The sequence below is a fragment of the Flavobacterium saccharophilum genome, from assembly GCF_900142735.1.
Classification (GTDB): Bacteria; Bacteroidota; Bacteroidia; order Flavobacteriales; family Flavobacteriaceae; genus Flavobacterium; species Flavobacterium saccharophilum.
In genome coordinates this window covers 282863-309302 of the sequence record NZ_FRBY01000004.1, presented here as the reverse complement: position 1 = coordinate 309302, position 26440 = coordinate 282863, and the positions used below count along the sequence as shown (strand labels likewise).

Here is a 26440-nt window from a genome sequence, read left to right as displayed (position 1 = left end):
CTTATCTTAAATCAGTTATTTTACAAACATCCATATCTCCATAATCTAAATTCTCACCGGCCATTCCCCAGATAAAAGTATAATTACTAGTTCCTGAACCAGAGTGTATAGACCAAGGCGGAGAAATAACTGCCTGGTGATTGTTCATCCAGATATGTCTTGTTTCTTGTGGTTGTCCCATAAAATGGCAAACAGCCTGATTTTCCGGAATATCTAAATAGAAATAAACTTCCATTCTACGATCGTGAACGTGTGCCGGCATTGTATTCCAAACACTTCCTGGTCGTAATTCTGTCATTCCCATTTGCAATTGGCAAGTTGTAACCACACTACCAATAATCATTTGATTTACGGTACGGTGATTAGCCGTTTCCATTGTACCTAACTGTAATTTATTAGCTTGTTCTAAACTTACTTTTACAGTAGGATAATGCGTATGAGCTGGTGCAGAATTTATGTAAAATTTAGCCGGATTTTTACTGTCATCACTTTTAAAAATTACCTCTTTATTTCCGCTTCCGATATATAAAGCATCTTTAAAACCTAATTCATAAGATGTTCCTTCAACAACAACAGAACCACTTCCGCCAACATTAATAATTCCCATCTCTCTTCTTTCTAAAAAATAACCCGCCTTAAGAGGATCAATTGTTTCCAGAGTCAGATCTTTAACAGGAACAGCAGAACCCGCAATGTATCGATCATAATGAGAATACGTCAATACGATTTCGTTCTCCTGCATTAGGTCATCAATCAAGAATTCATTTCTTAGTTGTTGTGTATCATATTGTTTTACTGCTTCAGGGCTTGATGCGTATCTTGAACTGTATTTTGTCATAATTTTTAATTTAATGTAATCGATTGCACAAAATTATATTTTTATCTTCAAATATCATAATCCAAATGAAAATTTACTTATTTTGATTTTAAACTAATCGTTTTTTTCCTATAAATAAATCGCAATGGATAACAAAAAAAAACTTAACTAACTTAAAATTAATTAATTAGTATTAACAAATGAGAATTCATTTAAAGATTTGTAATCGGGCTGTATTTAGGAACTAGTGTTTTCATTACAATCCAACCAGTTAAGTAACAAATCGCACAAATTGAAAAAATGATAAAATATCCTGCTTCAATTCCTTTAAAGCCCATAAAAACCATATTAGTTTCTTTTGCATGATCAAATAGTACTCCCGAACCTTTGTTAATTATTGTAGAACCAATTCCGCCCGCCAGGCCTCCAATTCCGGTAATAGTTGCAATTGCTTTTTTAGGAAACATATCGCCCACCGTAGTAAAAATATTTGCCGACCACGATTGGTGAGCCGCAAGAGCAATACCAATCGTAACTATTGGAATCCAATAACTTATATACCCTAAAGGTTGTGCTAATAAAGCTACTAAAGGGAAAAATGCAAAAATCAACATTGCTCTCATTCTGCCTTCATAAGGGTTCATTCCCTTCTTTTCAACAAAATAAGTAGGCAGCCAACCTCCAATGATTGAAAGTAAAGTAATCAGATATAAAACAAATAATGGCAAAGCAGCCTGAGTAGAATCCATTTTGTATACCGAGCTTAAATAAGCGGGAGTCCAGAATAAAAAGAACCACCATACACCATCTGTCATGAATTTTCCGAAAGCAAAAGCCCAAGTTTGCTTGTATTTAAAACAATCAGCAAAAGATACTTTTGTTGTTGTTTCAGGAACATATCCAACTAATTTACTATCTGCAATATCATCTTGTTGAATGTATGCCAATTCATCAGCACTAACTTTGGGATGTCTTTCCGGTTTATCGTACATAAAAACCCAAAATCCCATCCAAATAAAACCTAAAGCGCCAATAATAATAAACGCCATTTCCCATCCAAAGGATTTGGCAATAAACGGAATAGAAATTGGAGCTGCCAACGCACCAACAGTCGCACCTGCATTAAAAATACTAGTTGAAAAAGCCCTGTCTTTTTTAGGAAAATATTCGGCTGTAGTTTTTATTGCCGCTGGAAAATTTCCTGCCTCCCCAACTGCTAAAACGAAACGAGCTAAAATGAATAAGTACATACTTACATTAATAACCATTCCGGTATTATTCACATTTTTAATTATTTCCTGTGCTCCCGCAAAACCAACAAACCAATTTCCTGTGATAATTCCAGATGTTGCAATACCGCAAAATGCGTGCAGACAAGCGCCAAAAGACCAAATACCAATGGCCCACAAAAATCCTTTTTTAGTATCTAGCCAATCTACAAATCTCCCTGCAAACAACAGAGAAACAGCATAAAAAATAGAAAACCAAGCTGTAATATTTCCGTATGTATTATTAGTCCAATGAAACTCTGGTGCAATAAAATCATTCCATGTCAAAGAAAGAACTTGTCTGTCTAAGTAGTTGATGGTAGTTGCAAAAAACAACAATCCACATATACTCCAACGATATCTTCCTGTTGATTTACTAGTTTGTCCAATAGAAATTTCATTTGTTTGATTCATGGTAAATGGTTTTATTCTAATTTATATTTTTTGGTGTTTTTTGGTTATTCGATTTAATTCAATTCAGAACTTCAAAATCAATCGTTTAGTGCAATAAAAAATAAATAATGTAATCGATTGCACAAATATACTTTTAAATCTTAATAATACAAATAAATTATATAAAAAATTATTTTATTACGCTAAATTAACACTTCACGTAAAAAAAAGAACTCAAAATTACACATTAAACAATATATATGTTAAATAGGTATATGCGAAATTTGTCCGTTTTACAGGTGCCAATTGTCCTGAAATCAATCTTTTTTAAGCCAATAACATCCAGTATTCCTATTCAAAAAAAGATGCCTTATTAATTAATTCAGGTTGAGGATTCAATAAAAAAATATAAATTTGAAAGTCTTCCATATAAATTAATTAAAAACTAAACGTATCAAAAATTGAAAAATCCAAAACAACTCATAACAGTAAAATCTTTTTTAAGTATGATTCTATTCTTCGGAATCGCAAATCAATCACAAGCGCAAAACCAGGTAATTCCGCTCTGGAAAACGATTCCTCAAGAAATTAAGGCTCCTGATTATAAAGAAAAAGAAAATTTAAAAGATGGAAAACTAGAGAGTACAAGTCAGGTTTCGATACCTACGTTAAGTATTTTTTTCACAAAAGAGATTAAACAAAATCAAACGGCTGTTATTATTCTTCCAGGGGGTGGATATTCTCATTTGGCCTATGACAAAGAAGGAACTAAAGTTGCAGAATGGCTTAATAGCAAAGGAATTGTAGCTTTTGTTTTAAAATACAGATTACCAAGTGATTTAATCATGACAAACAAAACCGTTGGCCCCTTGCAAGATGCGCAGGAAGCCATGCGTATTGTACGTTTAAACGCTGCAAAATGGAATATCGATCCGAATAAAATTGGTATTATGGGATTCTCTGCAGGCGGACATTTAGCCTCTACACTATCCACTCATTATGATGAGAGAGTATATGAAACTTCATCTAAAATAAGCGCACGTCCGGATTTTTCGCTTCTGATCTACCCTGTTATTTCGATGGAGAATGATATAACACACAAAGGTTCACAAACAAATTTACTAGGCAATAATCCGTCACAGACTTTGATCGATTCATTTTCAAATGAAAAAATGGTAACCGCCCAAACTCCTCCCGCTTTCATTATTCATACCACAGATGATACTGTTGTATTACCAGAAAATAGCATCAATTATTATTTGGCACTCAAAAAAAACGGAGTTACATCTGAGTTACATTTATATGAAAAAGGAGGTCACGGTTTTGGTCTTGGCTTACAGGACACCAGTAAATTCTGGACCAGAGATTGTGAAGAATGGCTTAAAGCTCATGGATTGTAATATTGACCTTATTCAATCAATCTGTTTAAACATAGCCAATCGTTTTTAATCGGTGCGACGCAAATCAAAGCTTAAAGATTTTAATAACATTGCGTTCATTGCGTAAATCTTAGCGCTCCTTGCGGTTAGGTTTAAATTTCATAAATTGTAAAATTAAAAAAGGGTTTTTAAACTTGGCTAACGTGTAACCAAATCTAAAAACCCTATAAAAATTTTGACTTTATTGTATGTCTTGCAAATTTACACAATGAATTCACGTAAAGTAAATCGTCAAATTTTCATTTAAAAAAATGTTTCTCCAAAAACAGTTTTAAGAAGATCATATACTTTTAAAAAAGGCAAAGCAGTATATTTTTTGATCTTCTACAGCGCAAAACTACAAGCAACTTTCAAGAAAAACTTACGGTTTTCCTCATTTTCTCACCTTTTTTTCACATTTAACATTTGTTTAATATTAAAATAAAAGTTGCTAAAATCGTAAGGCACTAACTCGATAGGATTAATAGTACAATTAACTAAAAAACTTATAATTTTAGCAACCAAAATCTTTCTTATTCTAGATTAAGTTGAAAAGAGATTTTACACAATAAATTTGTAAAGTAAATTTGAAACTCTGTTTAAAGCTAAGATAAAAACTTAGAAACTTAGGATCTTAGAAACTCAGAATCTTTCTTATTCTAGATTAAGCTGAAAAGAGATTTTACACAATAAATTTGTAAAGTAAATTTGAAACTCTGTTTAAAGCTAAGATAAAAACTTAGAAACTCAGAATCTTTCTTATTCTAGATTAAGCTGAAAAAAGATTTTACACAATAAATTTGTAAAGTAAATTGAAACTCTGTTTAAAGCTAAGATAAAAACTTAGAAACTTAGGATCTTAGAAACTCAGAATCTTTCTTATTCTAGATTAAGCTGAAAAGAGATTTTACACAATAAATTTGTAAAGTAAATTTGAAACTCTGTTTAAAGCTAAGATAAAAACTTAGAAACTTAGGATCTTAGAAACTCAGAATCTTTCTTATTCTAGATTAAGTTCAACTTAGAAATTATGAAATACATTTGTAAAGTAAATTAGAAGTTCTGTTAACTGAAAAACTTAGCTGCTTAGTAGCTTAGAAACTTAGAAACTAAAAAAATGAAAATATTTGAATTCTTAATACTCGGAAAAAACGAACCAATACTGGAGATTTTACTTCGCCTGGTGAATGCTTACGAAGACTGGAATGCAGTAGGCTTCAGTGATGAAAATGCTGCTCAGGAATATTTTCTAAACAACAAAATAGACATCGTTCTGCTGAGTTCCGGAATCGAAGATCATGTCGAAAAAGAATTTACTTCTTTTTGTTTAAAACAGCAACCCGATGTCGAAGTAATTGAGCATTTTGGCGGAGGAAGCGGTTTATTAAAATCAGAAATACAACACAGATTACATCTTAAAGGAAAAATTTAGGTACCCAAATTTTTCTCATCAATGCCTTTTTATTAAAACTTTTACGAAGATCGCCTAACCATTGACGATATATCGTTAAAATCACTATTGCCCTTTTTTCAAAAAATCGTTATAAATCAACGCCTTACAAACAAGGCACTGCTTTTGAACGCAATAAACTGAAAATCAAAATGAACATAAATTTTTAAAAAACCTTTTATTAACACACAAAATTACATTACCATGAAAAAATTAATCTTAACAACTGTTTTATTATTCGTAACATTCATTGGATTTGCACAAAAACCAAGTCCGGCATTATTAGATCCAACAAATCACACTTTGGTTTTAGTTGATTATGAAAGCCAAATGGCCTTTGCAGTAAGTAACATTCCAATCGATCAGCTTCGCAACAATACTGCTTTAGTTGCTGGTGCCTCAAAAATATTCAAAGTTCCAACTATTGTAACAACAGTAGCAGAAAAATCATTCAGCGGACCTGTTTTCCGTGAAATTGAAGAGTTTTATCCGCAAAAAACTTCAAACTATATTGATCGTACTAGCATGAATACCTGGGAAGATGTTCCTGCTCGTAAAGCGATTATTGCAACAGGTAAAAAGAAAATTGTTTTTGGTGGTTTATGGACAAGCGTTTGTATTGTTGGACCTGCTTTATCTGCAATCAACGAAGGTTATGATGTTTACGTAATTACAGATGCAAGTGGAGACGTTTCTAAAGAAGCACACGAAATGGCTGTGACCCGTATGGTTCAGGCTGGTGCTCACCCAATCACTTCTTTACAATATTTATTAGAATTACAACGCGACTGGGCACGTCAGGAAACTTATGTAGCTGTTACTGATTTGGTTAAAAAATACGGTGGTGCTTATGGTGTAGGTGTTCAATACGCACACGAAATGCTAAAACATTAATTCATAGAATTGTTCTTGGTTGGTTATCTAAAAAAGGCTGTTTTAAGTTACAGCCTTTTTTTTCTCCAAAACTCAAATAAAAAACCACTATTATGAAACCAAAAATTATAATTTCAGCTTTACTTTTAATTCTGTACTTACCTATTTTCGCTCAAGGCAAAAGTGCCACACTCATCGTTCATCATGCGGTTATTCATACTTTAGATGATAAAAATACTATTGTGGAGGCTATGGCTGTCGCCGATGGAAAAATCCTGAAAACAGGAACAAACAATGAAATCTTAAAATTAAAAAACAAAAAAACTACGATAATTGATGCGAAAGGAAAAGTAATTATTCCGGGAATATTTGATTCTCACATGCATATTATCCGTGGAGGAAGATTTTTTAATACCGAATTACGCTGGGACGGCGTTCGTTCCCTTAAAAGAGCTTTGGCCATGCTAAAAGAGCAGGCACAAAGAACACCAAAAGGCCAATGGGTTCGCGTTGTTGGCGGATGGAATGCTTATCAGTTTGAAGAAAAAAGACTTCCCACTTTAGAAGAAATAAACGAAGCAACAGGCGACGTTCCAACTTTTGTTTTACATCTATACGGACATGCCTATTTGAATAAGGCAGGTTTACAGGCTTTAAAAATTGATGCCAATACACCAAATCCAAATGGAGGATTGGTTGAAAAAGATGCCTCAGGAAATCCAACAGGCTTATTAGTAGCGGAACCAAATGCCTTCATCTTATACTCTACCCTTTCTAAACTTCCTGAATTAACTCCCGAAGAAAAAATAAATTCTACCAAACAATTTATGTCTGAAATGAATCGTCTGGGTGTAACGGCCATTATCGATGCCGGTGGGGGATTTCAAAACTTTCCTGATGATTATGGCGTAACAAACGGTTTATGTAAAGAAAGCGATTTGACAGTAAGAATGCCGTATTATTTATTTGCTCAAAAAGCAGGAAGCGAATTAAACGATTACACAAAATGGGTCAGCACCGTTGAAATTGGCGAAGGCTGTGACGATCATGATGATGATAAAGTAGAATATCATGCGCAAGGTGCGGGAGAAAATCTGGTAATGAGTGCAGGAGATTTCGAAAACTTCGACAAACCAAGACCAGAATTAAGTCCGGCGATGGAAGGGCAATTAAAATCGGTTTTATCATTATTGGTTAAAAACAGATGGCCGTTTCGAATTCACGCCACTTATAACGAAAGTATAACCCGTTTTCTAAATGTAATTGAAGAGATTGACAAAGAAACACCATTAAACGGATTATTATGGTTTTTCGATCACGGAGAAACGGTTTCGATTGAAAATCTAAAAAGAATTAAAGCTTTAAACGGAGGATTGGCGATTCAGCACAGGATGGCGTATCAAGGTGAAAGTTTTATAAAAAGATATGGAAAAACGGCTGCTGCAAACACGGTTCCACTTAAAAAGATCCTTGAAATGGGAATCAAAGTCGGAATGGGGACCGACGGAACCCGTGTTGCCAGCTACAATCCGTGGGTTGGTTTGTATTGGCTGACAACCGGAAAAACTTTAGGCGGCACAAAATACATGCTGGATGAAAATATTCAGGACAGAACTGCTGCATTAAAATTGTTCACGTACGGAAGCGCACAATTGATTAATTTAGAAAAAGATCGCGGCATGCTGAAAGCAAATAATTTAGCCGATTTCGTCATACTCTCTGATGATTATTTTAATACTTCAGAAGAGAAAATTCTAAACATTGAATCAAAACTAACGGTCGTAAACGGCAAAGTAGTTTATGTCGATAATGACTTTAGAACATTCGCAAACCCAATTCCGAAAGCTATACCGGAATGGAGCCCGGTAAATTATTTTGGAGGCTATCAAAAAAATTAAATCATATGAAAATTATATTCCGATTATTGTTGCTTTTGGGGTTGTTCTTTACCGGAAATGCACAGCAGAAAATGACATTCCAAAAGCTGCGATATGACGATGATTTAACTTATCTGAAAGACTCTACCAGAAACTGGTATGAAAGAATAAAATACATTCCGCTTAGCGGAAATAATAAATATTACACCACTATTGGTGGCGAAGCAAGATTGCAATATACTTACACCGTAAACGACAAATGGGGTGATGATTCTGATGAAGGCGATGGCTATTTACTTTCCCGTTATCTGCTACATGCCGATGTTCATTTAGGCGCTTTCAGAACCTTTGTCGAATTGCAAAGCAGTTTGGCCAACAGTAAAATCGATCCAAGTCCGGTGGATGAAAACGAGTTGGATGTTCATCAGGCTTTTCTGGATATCGATTTTATTCAGAAGAAAAACGAACGATTAACCTTGCGTTCAGGAAGACAGGAAATGTCATATGGTTCGCAGCGTTTAATTGCCGTTCGTGAAGGCCCAAACAGTCGACTTGCTTTTGATGCAGTCAAATTATTCTATAAAAAAGACAACTGGCAAACCGATGCTTTTTATACGCATCCCGTTGCTAACAAACCCGGAACTTTCAACGACAATTTCAATGAAAATGCACAATTCTGGGGAAGTTACACGGTGATTCATAAAGTACCCTTTATTCAGAATATCGATTTCTATTATTTAGGATTATGGAAAACAAGAGCTGTTTTTGATGATGCTATTGGAGAAGAAAATCGTCAATCTATCGGAACCCGAATCTGGAAAAACAAGGGGAATTGGAAATATGATTTTGAAGGATTATATCAATTCGGAAACATAAATCAAAAATCAGTCTCAGCCTGGACAATTTCCTCTTTTGCCTGTTATACTTTTTCAGAAATAAAATTCAAGCCTGAAATTGGCTTAAAGACAGAAATTATTTCCGGAGATAAACATTCAGATGACAATCATTTACAAACTTTCAATCCGTTATATCCCAGAGGCGCTTATTTTGGATTAGTAGCTTTAATTGGTCCGTCCAACTTAATTGACATCCATCCTTCTCTAAGTTTGCAATTAAGCCAAAAATTCAGCCTCGGATTTGATTATGACATTTTCTGGAGACAGACTTTAAGCGATGGTTTATATGCACCAAATATGCAATTACTATATTCCGGAAAAGATACTACAGAGCGTTTTATAGGTTCTCAATTGATTACTAATTTAGATTATACTGCGAATGATTTTCTGGCCTTTACATTAGAATCTGGCTGGTTTAACGCAGGCTCCTTTTTAAAAGAGGTCGGGACAGGAAAAGATTATTTTTATGCAGCGTTGACGGCGCAGTTTAAATTCTGATGTTAAAGAATCGTAGATTCTATATATTTTGTAGGGATGGATTTCAATCCATCCTGGACGCAAAGATTATTTTTATGCAGCATTGACGGCACAATTTAAATTTTAAATTTGCATAAAAGCAGATTTAAATGGAGACTAAATATTCAGTTGTTTTTCATCCTTCAGAAGATGGAATTGAGTTTATCAAAAAATTAAAACTAAAACTTTTTAATGAAATTGGATGGTACGGCAGTTGTAACTCTGTAGCACATATTACAATTGGCGGATTTAAAGCCAATGAGAATCAGCTTGCTAAATACAGACAAAAGCTTTCTAAAATCGCTGATACTTTAACTCCAGTTCAAATTTATTTAGATCATTTTGATGCTTATGAGGAAAGTCGGGCTTTCTTCATCTCTCCCAGTGAAGATTCTAAAATAAACTTAAAACCTATGATGAGAAAAATTCAGGAAGCACTTCTCATTTCTAGTAAAGACAGAAGCGACGATCCGCATATTTCAATAGGAAGAAATCTAACACCTGAAAACATCCAAATTGCGCATGATTTATTCACTACAATCAATATGGATTTTTTATGTGATGCTATTATCTTAAGAGAATTTGATCCTGTCAAAAAACAATATTTTATCTTAGAGACTTTTCCTTTTGGTAGCAATCCACAGCCAGAATTAATTCAGGGTAGTTTGTTTTAAGCTTTTGCCACAAAGGCACTAAGACACAAAGATTGGTCATTGCGATTACGTAATGAAAAAAATAAACTTTGCGTCTTAGTGCCTTTGTGGCAAATAAACTTACCCATCAAAATTTTTCGTATATTTGAATTTTACAATTCACACTTATGAAATCCCTCGATTCATTTTATCAGGATATTACCGAAGGTTCTTCTGTTGAACCAAGTTCCTTAATACCCAACGACATCAAAAAAGAAATTGGTCATTTTAATGTTTTTGACATTAAAGAGCTGCTGGAGAGAATGAAAGACAAGCCGTCTATGCCTTATGACAGAAGAGCTTACTATAAAATAAGTCTGATACGCGGCAAAAACAGATCTGAATATGCTGATAAGATAATCGAAATCGAAAAGCAGGGGCTTTTATTTGCTACACCAAAAATCCCATACAATTATATACCACAAGACACCAATCAATCCGGACAATTTTGTGTTTTCACCAGTGAATTTTTATCCAAAAATAAAAGTGGAATTGATTTAGACGATCTCCCAATCTTTGCTTCTGACGGTTATCCTATTTTTCAGCTCACCGACGAAGAAGTAAACGAAGTAGAATTGATTTTCAACAAAATACAAAAAGAAATCAACTCTGATTATATCTATAAATACGATTTGATTCGAAATTATGTCGCGGAGTTAATTCACTTTGGACAAAAATTACAGCCTATAACAGCATTATATTCTAAACATAATTCGGCGGCAAGAGTTTCGTCTTTATTTGCCGAATTATTAGAAAGACAATTCCCAATTGAGTCACCACATCAGCGATTAGAATTGAGAACAGCCAAAGATTTTGCAGAAAGATTATCCGTTCACGTGAATCATTTGAATAAAGTTTTAAAAGAAAACACCGGAAAAACCACAACCGAATTAATCAGCACCCGTTTAATAAACGAAGCCAAAATCCTTTTAAAACAAACCGATTGGAACATTTCTGAAATCGCTTTCTCATTGGGTTTTGAAGAACTGGCGCACTTTTCTAATTTCTTTAAAAAACAAACTTCGTTCACGCCATTAGCTTTTAGAAGTTAATTTTTGTTTGCTTCGCCATTTCGGCTAAAGCCTCGTGTCAGGTTTCAGGCTTCAGGTTTGAAATTAGAGCTTTAGATATAGATTAGTTAAAAAATCCGTGATAATCAGTGTCTTCGCAAGGCGAATCCGCGTCATCGGCGTTCAATTATACGTCTGCAAAATTTAACAGATCCTTCCACTTCTGTAAATAAGACATAAAAATGAGATTTCGAATTTGGAATTTTAAATTGTTTTTTTTTGTTGACATTGATATTGATTTTTGTCATTGAATTTTGTTTACCGATTTGAATTTCGCAAACTTTCATTTGAAATTTACAATTCCCCAGCTCTGCTTTGCTCCTACCTTTGTCTTATCAATTTAAATGATCAAAAAGATGAAATTAGCAAACAACAAAATTTTAATAACAGGCGGTGCAAGCGGAATTGGACTTGGCCTGACCGAACGTTTTATTCAGGAAAACAATACTGTAATTATCTGCGGAAGAAGAGAATCTGTTTTAGATGAAGTTAAAGCAAAATTCCCAACCGTAATTACAAAAGTATGTGACTTATCAGATGAAAAAGAGCGCATCGCACTTTACGAATGGATTGCCGAAAATCATCCAAATTTAAATGTACTAATCAACAACGCCGGAATCCAAAAATGGGTTTCTGTTGCCGATGCTGATTTCTACGAAAGTATGAAAACAGAATTGAGCACTAATATCGAAGGGCCGTTGCATTTAACTTCTTTATTTATTCAATTAGAATCATTGACAACGGTAATGAATGTAACTTCCGGATTGGCCTTTTCACCTTTCGCAAAAGTTCCGGTTTATTCGGCTACAAAAGCTTTCTTCCGTTCGTTTACACTTTCACTTCGTCATATTTTAAAAGCAAAAAACATTGAAGTTATCGAAATTATTCCGCCAGCATTAAATACAGATCTTGGAGGAGTTGGACTTCATAATGCGCACCCAAGCGTGGCTGACTTTATTGTTTCCATTTTCGAACAATTAAAACAAGGCAAAAACGAACTTACTTTCGGTACCAGTGAAACAAGACTAAACGCAAGCGTACCGGAATTAAAAGCTTCATTTGAGGCGTTACACGGCAGCTTATAATTTAAACACATAGAAACATAGATAATTAGAACGCTTAAAAAAGGCATTTCATTAACCTAAAAACACATAGCTATGTGTTAGAAACTTAGTTTCTTTCCATAGTCTAATTAAAGACAAAAAAATCCTATGTTTTCTATGTGTTTAATTTTCTCACGCAGATTTAGCAGATTCAGCAGATTTTTTCTAATAAATATTTCAAATAATCTATAATCTATAATCTATATTCTCTATTCTCTATTCTCTATTCTCTATTCTCTATTCTAAAATCAACAATCTAAAATCTAAAATAAAATGGCAGTAAATACAAAAATCGCCTTAGTAACAGGCGGCAGCAGAGGTTTAGGGAAAAACATGGCAATTGCAATTGCACAAAAAGGAATCGATGTAATCATTACGTACAACAGCAAAAAAGAAGAAGCGGATTCAGTTGTAAAAGAAATCGAAAACTTAGGTCAAAAAGCAGCTTCGCTTCAATTGAATGTTGCCGATTCAGGTACTTTTGATTCTTTCTTTACAAACGTTTCAGAAGTACTGAAAAGCACTTTTAAAACCGATAAACTCGATTTTCTAGTGAACAATGCCGGAATCGGAATTCATAATTCATTCATCGGAACAACGGAAGCAGAATTTGATCAATTGACTAATATTCAGTTTAAAGGGCCATTTTTCCTAACTCAAAAAGCATTGAATGTAATGAACGACGGTGGCGGAATCGTAAATATCTCTACAGGATTAGCGAGATTCTCTTTCCCGGGTTATGCGGCTTATGCTTCAATGAAAGGGGCAATTGAAACATTGACCAAATATCAGGCTAAAGAATTAGGCGCAAGAAAAATCAGAGCTAATGTTGTGGCTCCGGGTGCCATCGAAACTGACTTTGGCGGAGGTGTTGTTCGTGACAATGAGCAAATGAACCAACAAATTGCTTCTGTAACTGCTCTGGGAAGAGTTGGTTTACCAGATGATATTGGCGGTGTTGTTGCTTTTTTATGTACCGAAGAGGCACGTTGGGTAAACGCACAGCGTATTGAGGTTTCTGGGGGAATGATGCTGTAATAATTGTGAATTGTTAATTGTGAATTGTGAATGGTAAAAAGTGAAATGACAGTTCCTTCAATAAATAAAACCTGGCAGTTTATAATTTAAAAAACAAAACCCGATGGACATTAAAATCTATCGGGTTTGTCTTTTAAAAATATAATGAATTAGTAAGTCCGTATTTTAGTTTTTCTCTATGATGACATCAAAACCTCCGTTTTTATCGAACACAACATCATAAAATCTGGAAGCTTTTTCAACCATCACTTCATAGGTTGTTTTGCTTTTATAATCTACCACAACTGCAATTTCTTTAATCGCTTTTGGCGGATAATTTTTCTTTAAATAAGCCTGCGCTTTTGCGGGCAACTGACTTAACGGAATTTGCAACTCGTACGCTTTTAACACGCCTAAATTATCATAGACAGCAAGCGCTTCGGCATTTGTATCGGTTTTAAATTTCGCTTCGTAACGAACTTCATCATTATCATCTCCAACATATTCCATTGCCCAAACCGGTACTTTATTGGGATATTCTTTCTGAAAAGTAAACAACACTTTCTCTGGCGGCGTTATTTTCTCTTTCATATTCGTTCCTTCCTGCGCCATCAAAAAGCCACTACATAATAACAAAACCGCTATAAATACGTTTTTCATGATTTCAATATTTAAATTAATTACTCTTAATTTAGTGTATTAAAATTACTGCTTTTTAGGTAAGAAAAAACAGACTTCAAAGATATTTTACGAACAAGACTTGATTTTTAAAAAGTAGAAAGACACTTTTAAATAAACATCAAAAAATGGTCATCACATAAATCAAAAAAGCCTGCAAGAAATTAATCTTTACAGGCTTTTTCTTAAATAACTGAATTAGTAAGCAATCTTATATGAATTGTAAATTGTAAATTGTAAATTGTGAATTATGAGTTGAATTCTATGAGTCAATTTCTTTTTAAACCTTGAATTTTACGTCATCCATCTTGCATCTTGCATCTGACATCTAAATGCACTTCACTACTTTTTAAGTCGGTCAGACAATTCTCTTTTATAGGTAATCCCAATGGGGAGTTTTTCGTTTTTAATAATTACAAAATCTTTTTCGGTAACATCAATTTTATCCAAAGCCACGATATACGATTTGTGAATGCGCATAAAGCTCTTTTCCGGAAGGCATTTTTCTAATTCACTTGTGGTTATGGAGGCTAAATACGTTCTTTTCATTGTATGTAGTTTCACGTAATTTCCAAAACTCTGTGCGAACAAAAGCTGATCCAATTCAATGTCCATAAAATAACCGTCCACTTTTACGCTAATCGAATTTACAGCTACTTCCTCTTCTTTCGCTTTTGCATTTTCGGTTGAAAAAAAACGGTCTACCGCTTTCAAAAATCTCGGAAAATAAATCGGTTTCAGCAGATAATCAATTACACCATAATCGTAACTTTCCAATGCAAATTCAGAATAAGCAGTCGTTAAAATAGTTTTGGGATGCGTTGGAATAATCTTCAACAATTCCATTCCGGAAATCTCCGGCATATTGATATCCAAAAACATCAAATCAACGTGATTTTCACGCAAATAATCCATTGCTTCAATGCCATTATAGCCCTGAAAAACCAATTCTAACTGCGGGTTTTGTTTGATGTAGTTGGCCAGCACGTAATGCGCTGCCGGCTCATCATCCACAATTATACATTTCTTTGGGTCTTTCATTACAGAAACTTTTTGAGTTGCAATTTCAAATCAACGATGTAGGTGTTTTTATCATCCTGAATATCTAATTTATAGTCTTTTCCATAAATTAAATTCAAACGTTCAATCGTGTTTTTTAAACCAATTTTAGTTGAAATTACATCTGCTTTTTTCGTTGGAATTGAATTTACAACATGCAAATGCAACAATCCGTTTTCTACGGTAACTATGATTCTCACAAAACATTTTTCGATCGCGCAGGTTCCGTGTTTAAAAGCATTTTCTATAAACGCAATCAACAACATTGGCGATACTTTATAAGCATTTTCATTATCAATTTTACAATCGTATGTAATATCGCAACGGTACCCTACTCTTTCTTTTTCAAGCTGAACATAACTGTTTATAAATTGCAGTTCCTCTTCTAAAGATACGCATTGTTTGTTATTACTTTCCAGTTGATAACGCATTAATTGCGATACTTTCATAATCAAATCCGGCGTTCTTTCCGGGAATTCCAAACTGATTCCGTAAAGCGTATTGAAAGTATTAAATAAAAAATGCGGATTCAATTGTCCTTTTAAAGAATTCAATTGCATTTGGTTGAATAATAACGTTTCATCCGTTTGTTTCTTGTGAATTCTGTAGAATTTAAAAACAATAATCGGACTCAAAATACAAACCAAAGTTCCTAAAACACTAGCCAATTGATACACATAACTTCTTTGATGTGAGTTCTGATACAAGCGGCAATTGCTGAACATATCCAGCATCGTGATTTCGTACAAAATGACCGAAAACACGAACACTCCAAAAAGCGTTAGAAAAACATAAGTTAAAGGACGACGGGTTTTGAATAATATTGGCAGCAAAAAAAAGCGATTGAACTGGGCGTGCATGTATAAAATGAAGTAGAAAAATATGCCCATTAAAACGGATGTCATTGAACTAAAGAGCATCCAGTCGTTTTTTAAAGTATATATGGTAAAGGAAAACGCGACGACAGCAATCTCCTGCCACCATTTGTTATCCAGAATGTTATCAAACTTTTTATTCATTTTAATTTTTAAATAGTTTACAAATTAAAGACAAATATTTAATTATCATTCCCAATAAATGACAAATTCAATTGGTCATTTTTAATTGCATTACATCATTTAAGAAGGCTTATATCGGCATAAGAGAAATAATTTTGGGACATAATTTCACACTTTGAGTTTTATGTATTTCAAAAAAATTACTTTATTATTTTTCTTGATTTTTGCCTCAATTGGTCATTCACAAACCTTGTCTTTAAAAGAAGCGATAAAAACAGGTCTTGAAAACTACGGTTCTATCCGGGCAAAAAGCAATTACACCAGTGCTTCGCGTGAGACTCTAAAACAATCCAAACGCGATTACTTACCTAATCTGAACTTATCAGCTCAACAAGATTACGGAACGATCAACGGGCAAAATGGTGCTCTTTACGGATTAAATGGTTTGGCCGCTGCTTCTTCAGGTCCTGCTTTACCCAATCAAAACTGGAACTCCGCTTTTGGAGCTCTTTACTTAGTCAATATGAACTGGGACTTTTTCACTTTCGGAAAAGCAAAAGAAAAAATCAATTTGGCTAAAGTTGATGTGCAGGCCAAAGAACGCGATTTGCAACAGGAAATGTTTCAACAGGAAATCAAAATTTCTGCCGCTTATTTGAATTTACTGGCTAGCCAAAGATTACTGATTTCCCAACAAAAGAATTTAAGCCGCGCAGAAGTTTTCAAAAAGACAGCTGTTGCGCGTGTTAAAAACGGATTATTGGCGGGAGTCGATTCTACATTGGCGACAGCCGAAGTTTCAAAAGCTAAAATTGCTTTGAACCTGGCTCGTAACTTCGTTAAGGAACAAAACAATAAACTAGTCGATTTAATGGGCGTTGCGCCTCAGGATTTCAAAACAGACACTTTGTTTGTGAATCAAATTCCGAAAGCGATTTTAACAGCCGAAAAAACTACTGATAGTCTTCATCCGTTGCTTCAATATTATAAAACAAGAATCGATTACAGCGATCAGCAAACCAAATTATACAAACGTTTTTACTATCCAACGATGAGTGCGTTCGGAGTTGTTCAAACCCGTGCCTCTGGTTTCGATACGAATTATGTTCAGGACCAAACAGCTTTCACCAGAAATTATTGGGATGGTGTAAATCCGGATCGTTCTAATTATTTAGTCGGAATTGGAATTAGCTGGAACTTGACCACACCGTTCCGAATGAGCAGACAAGTAAGCGCTCAAAAATTCGTTTCTCAGGCTTTGAAAGAAGAATACAATCAGGCGGACAGAGAATTAAAATCGCAAATGAGTTTTGCAGAAGATAAAATAAAAATCACGCTGGAGAATTTTGCCGAAGCGCCAATTCAGGTCAACGCAGCTCAAAAAGCGTATCTGCAAAAATCGACCTTATACAAAAACGGATTAACCGATTTAACCGATTTGACACAAACGATGTTTACGTTAAACCGTGCCGAAATTGACCGTGATATCGTCAACAACAATGTGTGGCAATCGTATTTGCTAAAAGTAGCCGCATCAGGCAATTTCGACTTATTTATAAATGAATTTTAATTATAGATCCTAATGAATTTAATACGTTTTGCACTCCGCAAACCCATCTCTATATTAGTTATGGTGGCTGGTTTATTTTTCTTCGGAATTGGTGCCATCAAAGACATTAAGGTAGATATTTTACCAAAAATGAATTTGCCGGTAATTTATATCGCGCACCCTTTTGGAGGTTATACGCCAGACCAGATGGAGGCTTATTTTGCTAAGACTTACGTCAACATTTTACCCTTTGCAAACGGTGTAAAATCGGTTGAAACCAAGAATATTCAGGGGTTAATGATTATGAAATTAACCTATTATGAAAACACGAATATGGCGCAGGCTGCTGCTGAGCTGAGTTCGCTTTCTAACAGAATCCAGGCGGCTTTTCCTCCGGGAACACAGCCTCCGTTTATCATTCGTTTTGATGCTTCATCTTTGCCAATCGGGCAATTGGTTTTGAGCAGTAAAATCAGATCAAATAATGAATTACAGGATTTAGCCAACGTTTACGTTCGTGCTTCGTTTACTTCTATTCCGGGGTTATTATCTCCGGCACCTTTCGGCGGAAGCCCAAGAACAATTGAGGTTAATGTTGATCCGGATTTATTGCGTTCGCACAATATGACGCCAGATCAAATTGTGGAAGCGATTCGTATCAACAACCAGACAGCTCCATCCGGAAACGTTAGAATGGGTAATACCAATTATATTACACCAACGAATAATACAATTAAAGAAGTTAAAGATTTTGAAAACATTCCGTTGTTTAAAGGAAGCGTTCAAAATTTAAAATTAGGCGATGTGGCGACTGTAAAAGACGGTGCCGATATTACTGCTGGTTATGCTTTGGTAAACGGAAAACGTTCGGTTTACATCAGTATTGCAAAAGCCGGAGATGCTTCGACCTGGGATGTGGTTCAGAAACTGAAAGCAGAATTGCCTAAAATTCAGAGTACACTTCCTGAAGATGTAAAATTATCATACGAATTTGACCAGTCGGTTTATGTAATCAACTCGGTTAAAAGTTTAATTACAGAAGGAATTATTGGTGCGGTTTTAACCGGATTAATGGTTTTACTTTTCCTTGGCGACAGACGTGCGGCTTTGATCGTAATCTTAACCATTCCAATTTCGATTATTTCCGGAGTTTTATTCCTGAAATTATTCGGACAAACTATCAACTTAATGTCTTTAAGCGGATTGGCTTTGGCAATTGGTATTTTGGTGGATGAAAGTACCGTAACGATCGAAAATATTCACCAGCATCTCGACATGGGAAAACCCAAGGCACTCGCTATTTGGGATGCCTGTCAGGAAATTGCATTACCTAAATTATTGATCTTGCTTTGTATACTAGCGGTATTTGCTCCGGCATTTACGATGGTTGGTATTCCGGGAGCGTTGTTCTTGCCGTTGGCATTGGCGATTGGTTTCTCAATGGTGATTTCGTTTTTGCTTTCACAAACCTTTGTGCCTGTAATGGCCAACTGGTTGATGAAAGGACATGCAAAACACGAACATGGTCCTGAAATTACAGACGATGAAGCTGAATTTAATAAATGCGGATTAACTCCGGAATCTGAGAAACAATTAATCACACAGAAAAAAGATTATGTTGAAAGAACAGACACAGATGGAAACGGAAAAATAGGCGCTTTCGAGCGTTTCAGAATCCGTTTTATGCGAACATTAGATCGCTTGTTTCCATATAAAAAAGCAGCTGCTCTGATCTATCTGGTTTGTGCTACATTGCTTGCGGTTACCTTTATTACGTTTATCGGAAAAGATGTTTTCCCGAAAGTAAATTCAAGTCAGTTTCAGCTGAGAATGCGTGCTCCTGATGGAACCCGTTTAGAGCGTACCGAAGAAAAAGCGGTTATTGTATTGAAAGAATTGCAAAAAATGGTTGGGAAAGAACATATCGGAATTTCGTCTGTATATGTGGGGCAACACCCGTCGCTGTTCTCGATTAACCCGATTTATTTGTTCATGGCTGGTTCGCACGAAGCGGTATTCCAGGTGAGTTTGAAAGAATATCACGTGGATATGGATGATTTTAAAGACGATTTTAGAGCGCGAATTAAAAAGGTATTACCAGATGTAAAACTATCGTTTGAGCCAATCGAATTGACAGACAAAGTTTTGAGTCAGGGTTCTCCTACTCCAATTGAAGTTCGTATTGCCGGAAAAGACAAAAAACGAAATGAGTTATACGCCAACAAAATTGTAGAAAAACTACAAAAAATAGCATATTTCAGAGATGTACAAATTGGTCAGCCAATACATTATCCAGCGATGAATATTGATATTGACAGAACACGTGCTGCCGAATTAGGTGTTGACATGAATGATATTTCGAGATCACTTGTGGCTTCGACCTCATCATCAAGATACACTGAGAAAAATACATGGGTTGACGAAAGAGCCGGATTGTCGTACAACGTTCAGGTTCAGGTTCCGTTAAACCAAATGAAAAGTAAAACCGATATTGGAGAAATTCCAGTATTGAAAAACTCGCTTCGTCCGGTTTTAAGTGACGTTGCCAAAATTACACCCGGCTTTGTAAGCGGTGAAAATGACAATTTAGGGGCTATGCCATACATTACCGTTACAGCAAACATCAACCAGACCGATTTGGGGACCGCGTCTAAAGATGTTGCTGCAACAATAAGCTCATTAGGAGAACTGCCACGTGGTTTGTTCATTTCTCCTATCGGTTTAAGTAAAGTATTGGAGGAAACATTAAGTAGTTTACAAGTAGGATTATTGGTTGCCATTTTTGTAATCTTCTTAATGTTAGCCGCTAATTTCCAGTCGTTCAAGGTTTCGCTGGTTATTTTAACAACCGTTCCGGCGGTGGTTTTAGGAGCGTTATTAATGCTTACTATCACAGGTTCAACCTTAAATTTACAATCGTATATGGGAATCATCATGTCGGTTGGGGTTTCGATCGCGAATGCCGTTTTATTGGTTACCAATGCCGAGCAATTGCGTAAGATAAACGGAAACGCCTTAGAATCGGCTCGTGAGGCTGCGGCCCTGCGTCTTCGTCCAATTATCATGACTTCGGTGGCGATGATTGCCGGAATGTTGCCAATGGCAATTGGTCATGGCGAAGGTGGCGATCAGGTTTCACCATTAGGTAGAGCGGTTATTGGCGGATTATTATTCTCGACCTTTGCCGTATTGCTAATCCTGCCACTTATCTTTGCGTGGGCGCAAGAACATACAACGACACAATCGGTTTCTTTAGATCCTGAAGACGAAGAAAGCATCCATTATATCTCATCATTAAATAAGCCGAAAGTTTGAAAGTCATAAAGCTGAAATTCAAAGGTGATAGAAATATTTTGAAACACTTCTAGCCTTTCCGTTTATTTATTGAACAAGACATTACATTATATTCTATCATATAAAATCAAAAAATGAAGACTAAAATATTACAATCGAGCGCGCTGTTTTTTGCAGCACTATTTTTCCTGAACAGCTGTAATTCTAAAAAAGAAGAAGCGCCTGTTGCAGAATTGGAACCTAAAACAGAAACGTTTCTGTTAGAAAAAGAAAAACTAACAACCGAATTGCGTTTGCCAGCCGAATTAACCGGTTTTCAACAAGTCGATTTGTATGCTAAAGTAAGCAGTTTCGTAAAAGTGCTTAAAGTTGATATTGGTACCAAAGTAAAAAAAGGACAGCTTTTGATCGTTTTAGAAGCGCCTGAAATCAGTTCGCAACTGGCTGCAGCCGAATCAAGACTGAAATCGATGGAAGCCATTTACGCTACCAGCAAAAGTACCTACAACCGTTTGTACGAAACAAGCAAAGTCGAAGGAACGATTTCTAAAAATGATTTAGAAATGGCCAGCGGAAAGAAAAATTCTGATTACGCACAATATCAGGCAGCAGTTGCAGGACACAAAGAAGTTTCGATTATGAGAGGTTATCTTGAAATCCGCGCTCCTTTTGATGGTGTTGTAGCAGCAAGAAATGTCAATTTAGGAACATTTGTTGGTCCGGCAGGAAAAGGCTCCGATTTGCCTTTATTAACGATTCAGCAGCAGGATAAATTGCGTTTGGCGGTTTCTGTTCCGGAATTGTACACGGGATATTTACACACCGGCGACGAAATGACTTTTAACGTTAAATCATTGCCGGAACCTTTTACAGCAAAAATCACAAGAATGTCCGGAGCTTTAGATTTAAAATTGCGTTCTGAACGTGTAGAAATGGATGTTCAAAATACTAAAAAAGATTTATTACCAGGAATGGTAGCCGAAGTTTTATTACCGCTTAACGCGAAAGACAGCACCTTCGTAATTCCGAAAACGGCTTTGGTGAGTTCTGCTGAAGGTACTTTTGTAATCAAAGTAATCGATCACAAAGCCACAAGAGTGAATGTAAAAAGAGGAAGAGAAATCGACGATAAAATTGAAATATTTGGCGACTTAAATCGCAAAGACAAACTGGTAAAAATTGCCAGCGAAGAAACTAAGGAAGGCGACATCATAAACGAATAACCTGCGTTTTGCTTTCTGTTTAGTGATTACCAAAAACTGTACGCAATTCATTGCGGCATTTTAAAATTAGATTTGGTTTTAAAATGTAAATTAAAATTTGCCTAAAAGGGCGGTGCTATAGGTACCGTCCTTTTTTTGTTTATGGCTTGTGAGTTAATCTCGCAAAGGCGCCAAGTCGCAAAGTTTTTTTTCCAGACTTGTGTATTAAGCTCGCAATGTATTCTCATTTTTTGTCATTTCGAGGCACGAGAAATCACACTAGAAGCTCGACGAAGATTGGTAAATTACTATGCAAAGAATAGATGAAAAAATTCCGCAAGCATCATCTAAACACATAGTTTGTCATTCCGAGGAACGAGGAATCCCCGTTAGAAGCTCGACAAAGATTGGCAAATCACTATGCATAGAATGGATTGAAATCCATCCCTACAATATCATTTGTTCCTCCGGAACTGCTCACAAAAATTCCATCAGTACGGCTTACAGGTACAGTTTGTCATTTCGACGAAGGAGAAATCCCCGCAAGTAGCTCGACAAAGATTGGCTAAGTTTTTTATTTAATGCCGAAGAAATAATCGCGCAGAGTCGCAAAGCCGCAAAGTTTTCACTTCAAACTTAAGAATTAAGCGTGCAAAGTTTTCTCATTTTTGTCATTTCGACGAAGGAGACTCGAGCGATAGCGACTGGCGAAGCAAATCACACTAGAAGCTCCTCAAAGATTGGCAAATCACTATGCGTAGAATGGATTGAAATCCATCCCTACAATATCTTTTGTTCCTCCGGAACTGCTCGCGAAAACCCGTTAAGCATGCTGTACACGCAAAGTTTGTCATTTCGACGAAGGAGAAATCCCCGCAAGTAGCTCTACAAAGATTGGTAGTTTTCAGTAAAAAATTAGAATTTAAAATTTATTTATTAAAATTTTAATTAGAAGCTATTTCCCGCTGTTCCTTCCAATCTTTTGTGCCGAACCCCGGCACAAAAGGATTTTCCCTCCCATCGGGGCTAGGCACTCATTTTCATAAGGAAGAATCAGGTATAAGTACGTGGTTAGTTAGATTGTTAAATTGATAATTTTGATGAACTTTTACACCCTAATGTAGACCATTCATTAAATTCATTGAAGTAAAAACACATTACAATTACAATGATTATAAATAGACACTTTATGGTGTCACGTAATCATCTATATAAAATAGCATATATCTTTAACTAATCAAAAACAATATCTTTAAAATACTTTTTTAAGTTATCTAAAAAACTCATCCGAAATAATACTCAATTATCATGATTATATTAAAAAACAAGAAAAAAACAATTGAAATTGAACAGGACAATAAAATTTTTACTTCAGCAAAAATTATTACTGATAAAGATATATTTGAATTTACATCCGACCAAGATGGAAACTTTGAGTATGAGGGAAAAACAATTTCTTTGAAAGATTATATTGAAGACGAAAAAAGAAGTTTCTATAAAAACCTTATCCAAAATAAATATAATGAAATTGAAAACATTATAATTCTATCTGGTGCAGGTTCTTCTGTTACCATTGGTAAAACAAAAAAAGGCTTAGCTATGTCCGGTTTATGGGAATTGTTTGAAAAAGAAGACAGTACAACTTTAAATGTATTGCTAACTAAAACTGGCCATGATAAAAAAGTCAAAGATTTAGAAGCTCTTTTATCTTTAGCAGGAATTTATAACGTTGTAAACAAAGGAACAATAGAGAAAGAAATTATTAAAGTTAAAGAATTTATAGTGTTCAATTGCTCCCTAGATTTGCCTTCCAACTCGCCTCATGAAAAATTTCTAAATAAAATTACATTAAGGCCTCAAAAATATCCAAGAATAAAGCTGTTTACATTAAATTATGACACACTATTTGAACAAGCTGCCAGCGAAGAAATGTTAACTGTTATAGATGGTTTTACTTTTTCAAATCCCAGAGAATTTAATGGCAAGTATTTCGACTACGACATTATAGAAACTCGTCATAATAGACAGGATAAAAAAGATAGCACAATATCAAAACTATTTTATCTTTTCAAAATGCATGGCTCTTTGAATTGGCAAAAAAAGGATAAAAAAATAGTACAAGCTGATAGCAAAAGCATTATTATCAATGATAGAGTTATGATTTTTCCACAGGATAGTAAATATGAACACTCTTATGAACAACCTTACTTTGAAATGATGGCACGTTTTCAGCAGTCATTACGCACTGAAAACACATTATTAATAACTATCGGATTCAGTTTTGTAGATAAACATATTTCATCTGTTATACTAGAATCTTTGAAACAAAATCCGGCGCTTAATCTGATTGCTTTTGGATACCCTGAAGTAATTTTACAAGATAATGAATACCAAAAGGATTTGCATAGAGCAACTCAACAAAGTCGAATAACTCTAGTTGCTGAAACATTTGAAAAATTAGCTGACGAATATCCAGAAAACATTTCTTACAAAAGAAACGATATTCTTGAAGAATTGTCTCAACTTATAAATAAAAAATAATGGATCCATATTCAGAAAGTAGATTTATAGGATTTGTTACAATGGTTTCTCCATTACAAACAAGAGTTCATTTCCCTTCGTCAATATTGTTGAAAAAATTTTTCAATGCAGATGATGGCTATCATGCTATTACTGGTAAGTATATCGTAATCGAAGGAACAGGATGTGGCTTTTTAGGTAAAATAACAGAAATAGCATTGCCTGAAAAAGAAAGATTAGAACTTACTGAATCAAAATTTGAAAAAGATGTTTTTCATCCGACAGGAAAAGTAGAAATATTATTGTGTTTTGATAATTATAAACTTAAAGCAAAAAAAGGCTTAGATCAATTGCCTCCGGTTAGTGCAAAAGTTTATTTATGTTCAGACACTTTTTTAGGTTCATTACTCACTCAATTTGGAGTGAAAGACGGCATTTTACCAAAAACTCTTCCTTTAGCAACTTTGCCCGATAACGAAAATCATAAAATTGATGTATCTTCTCAAGCTTTGTTTGGAAGACATTGCGCAATAGTTGGAACAACTGGAGGAGGAAAAAGCTGGACCGTTGCCAAATTAATTGAGCAAGTTGTTGCACAAAATGGCAAGGCAATTTTGATTGATGCCACTGGAGAATATGAGACTTTAAAATCAAACGAAATTGAATATTATAAATTTAATGAAATATCACAAGAAGGTATTTATTTTAATTATAAAAAATTAAGAGAAACTGATTTGTTTGCATTATTCAGGCCTTCACAACAATCTCAATTACCAAAGCTTCAAGAAGCAATGAAGAGTTTGCGATTAATCGAAATCATAAATAATAAAAACACACCCCTTGATATAACTGATAGTTTAATCAAAAACGAAGCTTTTACTACCAGTAGAGAACATGGATATACAACACTAAAGAAAAAAGATACAACGGAAAATTTTAAATATATATCAGCATGTAAAAATAATACAAGTGTTTATTCAAATCACTGTACTTTTGAAATGACTGCCTTGGCAGCTCAAATATTAAGTGAATGTGTATACGATAATGGAAGCCCAGACAATCCGGCAAGAAATAATTGTCAGTCATTAATTTCAAGGATATTGTTAACGACAAATGATCGATCATTCTTAAATGTTTTTGATTTCAAGAATGAACTTGATCTTTTATGTAAAAATGAATTTGAAAGTATATTTGAGAATTTTTTAAAAGGTAAATCAAATGTTTTAATTCTTTCGGTTTCTAATGTTTCTACTGAAAACAAACTACGTGAAATTTTAGTTAATTCAATTGGACGTTATTTATTAGAAAAAGCTCTTAGCGAAGCTTTTAAAGCGGCAAGCAAAAAAAGTCTTTTACTATTTTTAGATGAAGCTCATTTATTTTTAAATAAGAAAGTTAAAGACGAATACTCAATAGAAGTTGAACTAGATGCTTTTGATAGAATCGCCAAAGAATGTAGAAAATTTGGCTTATTCCTAGTTATATCAACACAAATGCCAAGGGATATTCCTAGAGGGGTTTTAAGTCAGATGGGAACTTTTATTGTACATAGATTAATTAATCAACAAGATAGAGAAGCGATTGAATTTGCTTGCTCTGATGCTAATAAAAGTGCTTTATCATTTTTACCTATTTTGAGTTCTGGTGAAGCAATGTTAACTGGTGTTGATTTTCCCATGCCGATGATTTTAAAAATAACTGAACCTAACGTAAAACCTGATTCGAATACTCCAAGTGTTTTTTAAAATTT

The 26440-nt window shown here is 34.8% G+C and carries 19 protein-coding genes; 14 read left to right on the top strand and 5 right to left on the bottom strand.

What is annotated here, in order from left to right; all coding sequences use genetic code 11:
- Position 1 precedes the first annotated feature (1 nt).
- Positions 2-838, bottom strand: a complete 837-nt coding sequence (gene kduI / locus BUA98_RS14530) for a 5-dehydro-4-deoxy-D-glucuronate isomerase (protein ID WP_086065331.1) — start codon at positions 836-838, stop codon at positions 2-4.
- A gap of 191 nt (positions 839-1029) precedes the next feature.
- On the bottom strand, positions 1030-2499 hold the full coding sequence (locus BUA98_RS14525) for an MFS transporter (RefSeq protein ID WP_072973697.1): 1470 nt from the start codon (positions 2497-2499) through the stop codon (positions 1030-1032).
- Between the two features lie 485 nt (positions 2500-2984).
- Here BUA98_RS14525 and BUA98_RS14520 point away from each other — a divergent pair, with 485 nt between their 5' ends.
- The 9 genes from BUA98_RS14520 to BUA98_RS14480 all read left to right on the top strand — a co-directional run bounded on the left by BUA98_RS14520 (position 2985) and on the right by BUA98_RS14480 (position 13411).
- Positions 2985-3878, top strand: a complete 894-nt coding sequence (locus BUA98_RS14520; RefSeq protein ID WP_086065329.1) for an alpha/beta hydrolase — start codon at positions 2985-2987, stop codon at positions 3876-3878.
- Between the two features lie 1135 nt (positions 3879-5013).
- Complete coding sequence (locus tag BUA98_RS14515) at positions 5014-5328, top strand: hypothetical protein (protein ID WP_072973695.1); 315 nt, start codon at positions 5014-5016, stop codon at positions 5326-5328.
- Positions 5329-5550: 222 nt separating this feature from the next.
- The gene (locus BUA98_RS14510) at positions 5551-6240 is read left to right on the top strand and encodes a hydrolase (protein WP_072973694.1); all 690 of its coding nucleotides are present in this window, start codon (positions 5551-5553) and stop codon (positions 6238-6240) included.
- Between the two features lie 92 nt (positions 6241-6332).
- Positions 6333-8117, top strand: a complete 1785-nt coding sequence (locus BUA98_RS14505; RefSeq protein WP_072973692.1) for an amidohydrolase — start codon at positions 6333-6335, stop codon at positions 8115-8117.
- 5 nt (positions 8118-8122) lie between these two features.
- Positions 8123-9490, top strand: coding sequence for an alginate export family protein (locus BUA98_RS14500; protein ID WP_072974100.1), 1368 nt, complete (start codon positions 8123-8125; stop codon positions 9488-9490).
- A 128-nt stretch (positions 9491-9618) separates the two neighbouring features.
- Positions 9619-10182, top strand: a complete 564-nt coding sequence (locus BUA98_RS14495; RefSeq protein ID WP_072973690.1) for a 2'-5' RNA ligase family protein — start codon at positions 9619-9621, stop codon at positions 10180-10182.
- A gap of 146 nt (positions 10183-10328) precedes the next feature.
- Positions 10329-11252: a helix-turn-helix domain-containing protein gene (locus tag BUA98_RS14490; RefSeq protein WP_072973688.1), complete on the top strand. Its 924-nt coding sequence runs from the start codon at positions 10329-10331 to the stop codon at positions 11250-11252.
- Between the two features lie 374 nt (positions 11253-11626).
- On the top strand, positions 11627-12355 hold the full coding sequence (locus BUA98_RS14485; RefSeq protein ID WP_072974097.1) for an SDR family oxidoreductase: 729 nt from the start codon (positions 11627-11629) through the stop codon (positions 12353-12355).
- A gap of 291 nt (positions 12356-12646) precedes the next feature.
- Positions 12647-13411, top strand: coding sequence for an SDR family NAD(P)-dependent oxidoreductase (locus BUA98_RS14480; RefSeq protein ID WP_072973687.1), 765 nt, complete (start codon positions 12647-12649; stop codon positions 13409-13411).
- 165 nt (positions 13412-13576) lie between these two features.
- On the opposite strand, the gene BUA98_RS14475 is transcribed toward BUA98_RS14480, so the two are convergent.
- The 3 genes from BUA98_RS14475 to BUA98_RS14465 all read right to left on the bottom strand — a co-directional run bounded on the left by BUA98_RS14475 (position 13577) and on the right by BUA98_RS14465 (position 16146).
- The gene (locus BUA98_RS14475; RefSeq protein WP_072973685.1) at positions 13577-14050 is read right to left on the bottom strand and encodes a PepSY-like domain-containing protein; all 474 of its coding nucleotides are present in this window, start codon (positions 14048-14050) and stop codon (positions 13577-13579) included.
- A gap of 360 nt (positions 14051-14410) precedes the next feature.
- On the bottom strand, positions 14411-15109 hold the full coding sequence (locus tag BUA98_RS14470) for a LytR/AlgR family response regulator transcription factor (protein WP_072973684.1): 699 nt from the start codon (positions 15107-15109) through the stop codon (positions 14411-14413).
- On the bottom strand, positions 15109-16146 hold the full coding sequence (locus BUA98_RS14465) for a sensor histidine kinase (RefSeq protein WP_072973682.1): 1038 nt from the start codon (positions 16144-16146) through the stop codon (positions 15109-15111). The genes BUA98_RS14470 and BUA98_RS14465 overlap by 1 nt, the downstream gene beginning before the upstream one ends.
- A 163-nt stretch (positions 16147-16309) precedes the next feature.
- Between BUA98_RS14465 and BUA98_RS14460 the strand changes: the two genes are divergently transcribed.
- From BUA98_RS14460 to BUA98_RS14440, 5 genes are all read left to right on the top strand, one after another.
- Complete coding sequence (locus BUA98_RS14460) at positions 16310-17695, top strand: TolC family protein (protein ID WP_072973681.1); 1386 nt, start codon at positions 16310-16312, stop codon at positions 17693-17695.
- Between the two features lie 12 nt (positions 17696-17707).
- Entirely contained in the window at positions 17708-20989 is a 3282-nt protein-coding gene (locus tag BUA98_RS14455; RefSeq protein WP_072973679.1) for an efflux RND transporter permease subunit, read from the top strand.
- Between the two features lie 113 nt (positions 20990-21102).
- Positions 21103-22191 carry an efflux RND transporter periplasmic adaptor subunit gene (locus tag BUA98_RS14450; protein WP_072973677.1) on the top strand — a complete coding sequence of 363 codons (1089 nt, stop codon included), beginning with the start codon at positions 21103-21105 and terminating at the stop codon, positions 22189-22191.
- A 1287-nt stretch (positions 22192-23478) separates the two neighbouring features.
- Positions 23479-24711 carry an SIR2 family protein gene (locus BUA98_RS14445; RefSeq protein WP_072973675.1) on the top strand — a complete coding sequence of 411 codons (1233 nt, stop codon included), beginning with the start codon at positions 23479-23481 and terminating at the stop codon, positions 24709-24711.
- Entirely contained in the window at positions 24711-26435 is a 1725-nt protein-coding gene (locus BUA98_RS14440; protein ID WP_072973673.1) for an ATP-binding protein, read from the top strand. Before BUA98_RS14445 ends, BUA98_RS14440 begins: the two co-directional genes overlap by 1 nt.
- Positions 26436-26440: the final 5 nt, after the last annotated feature.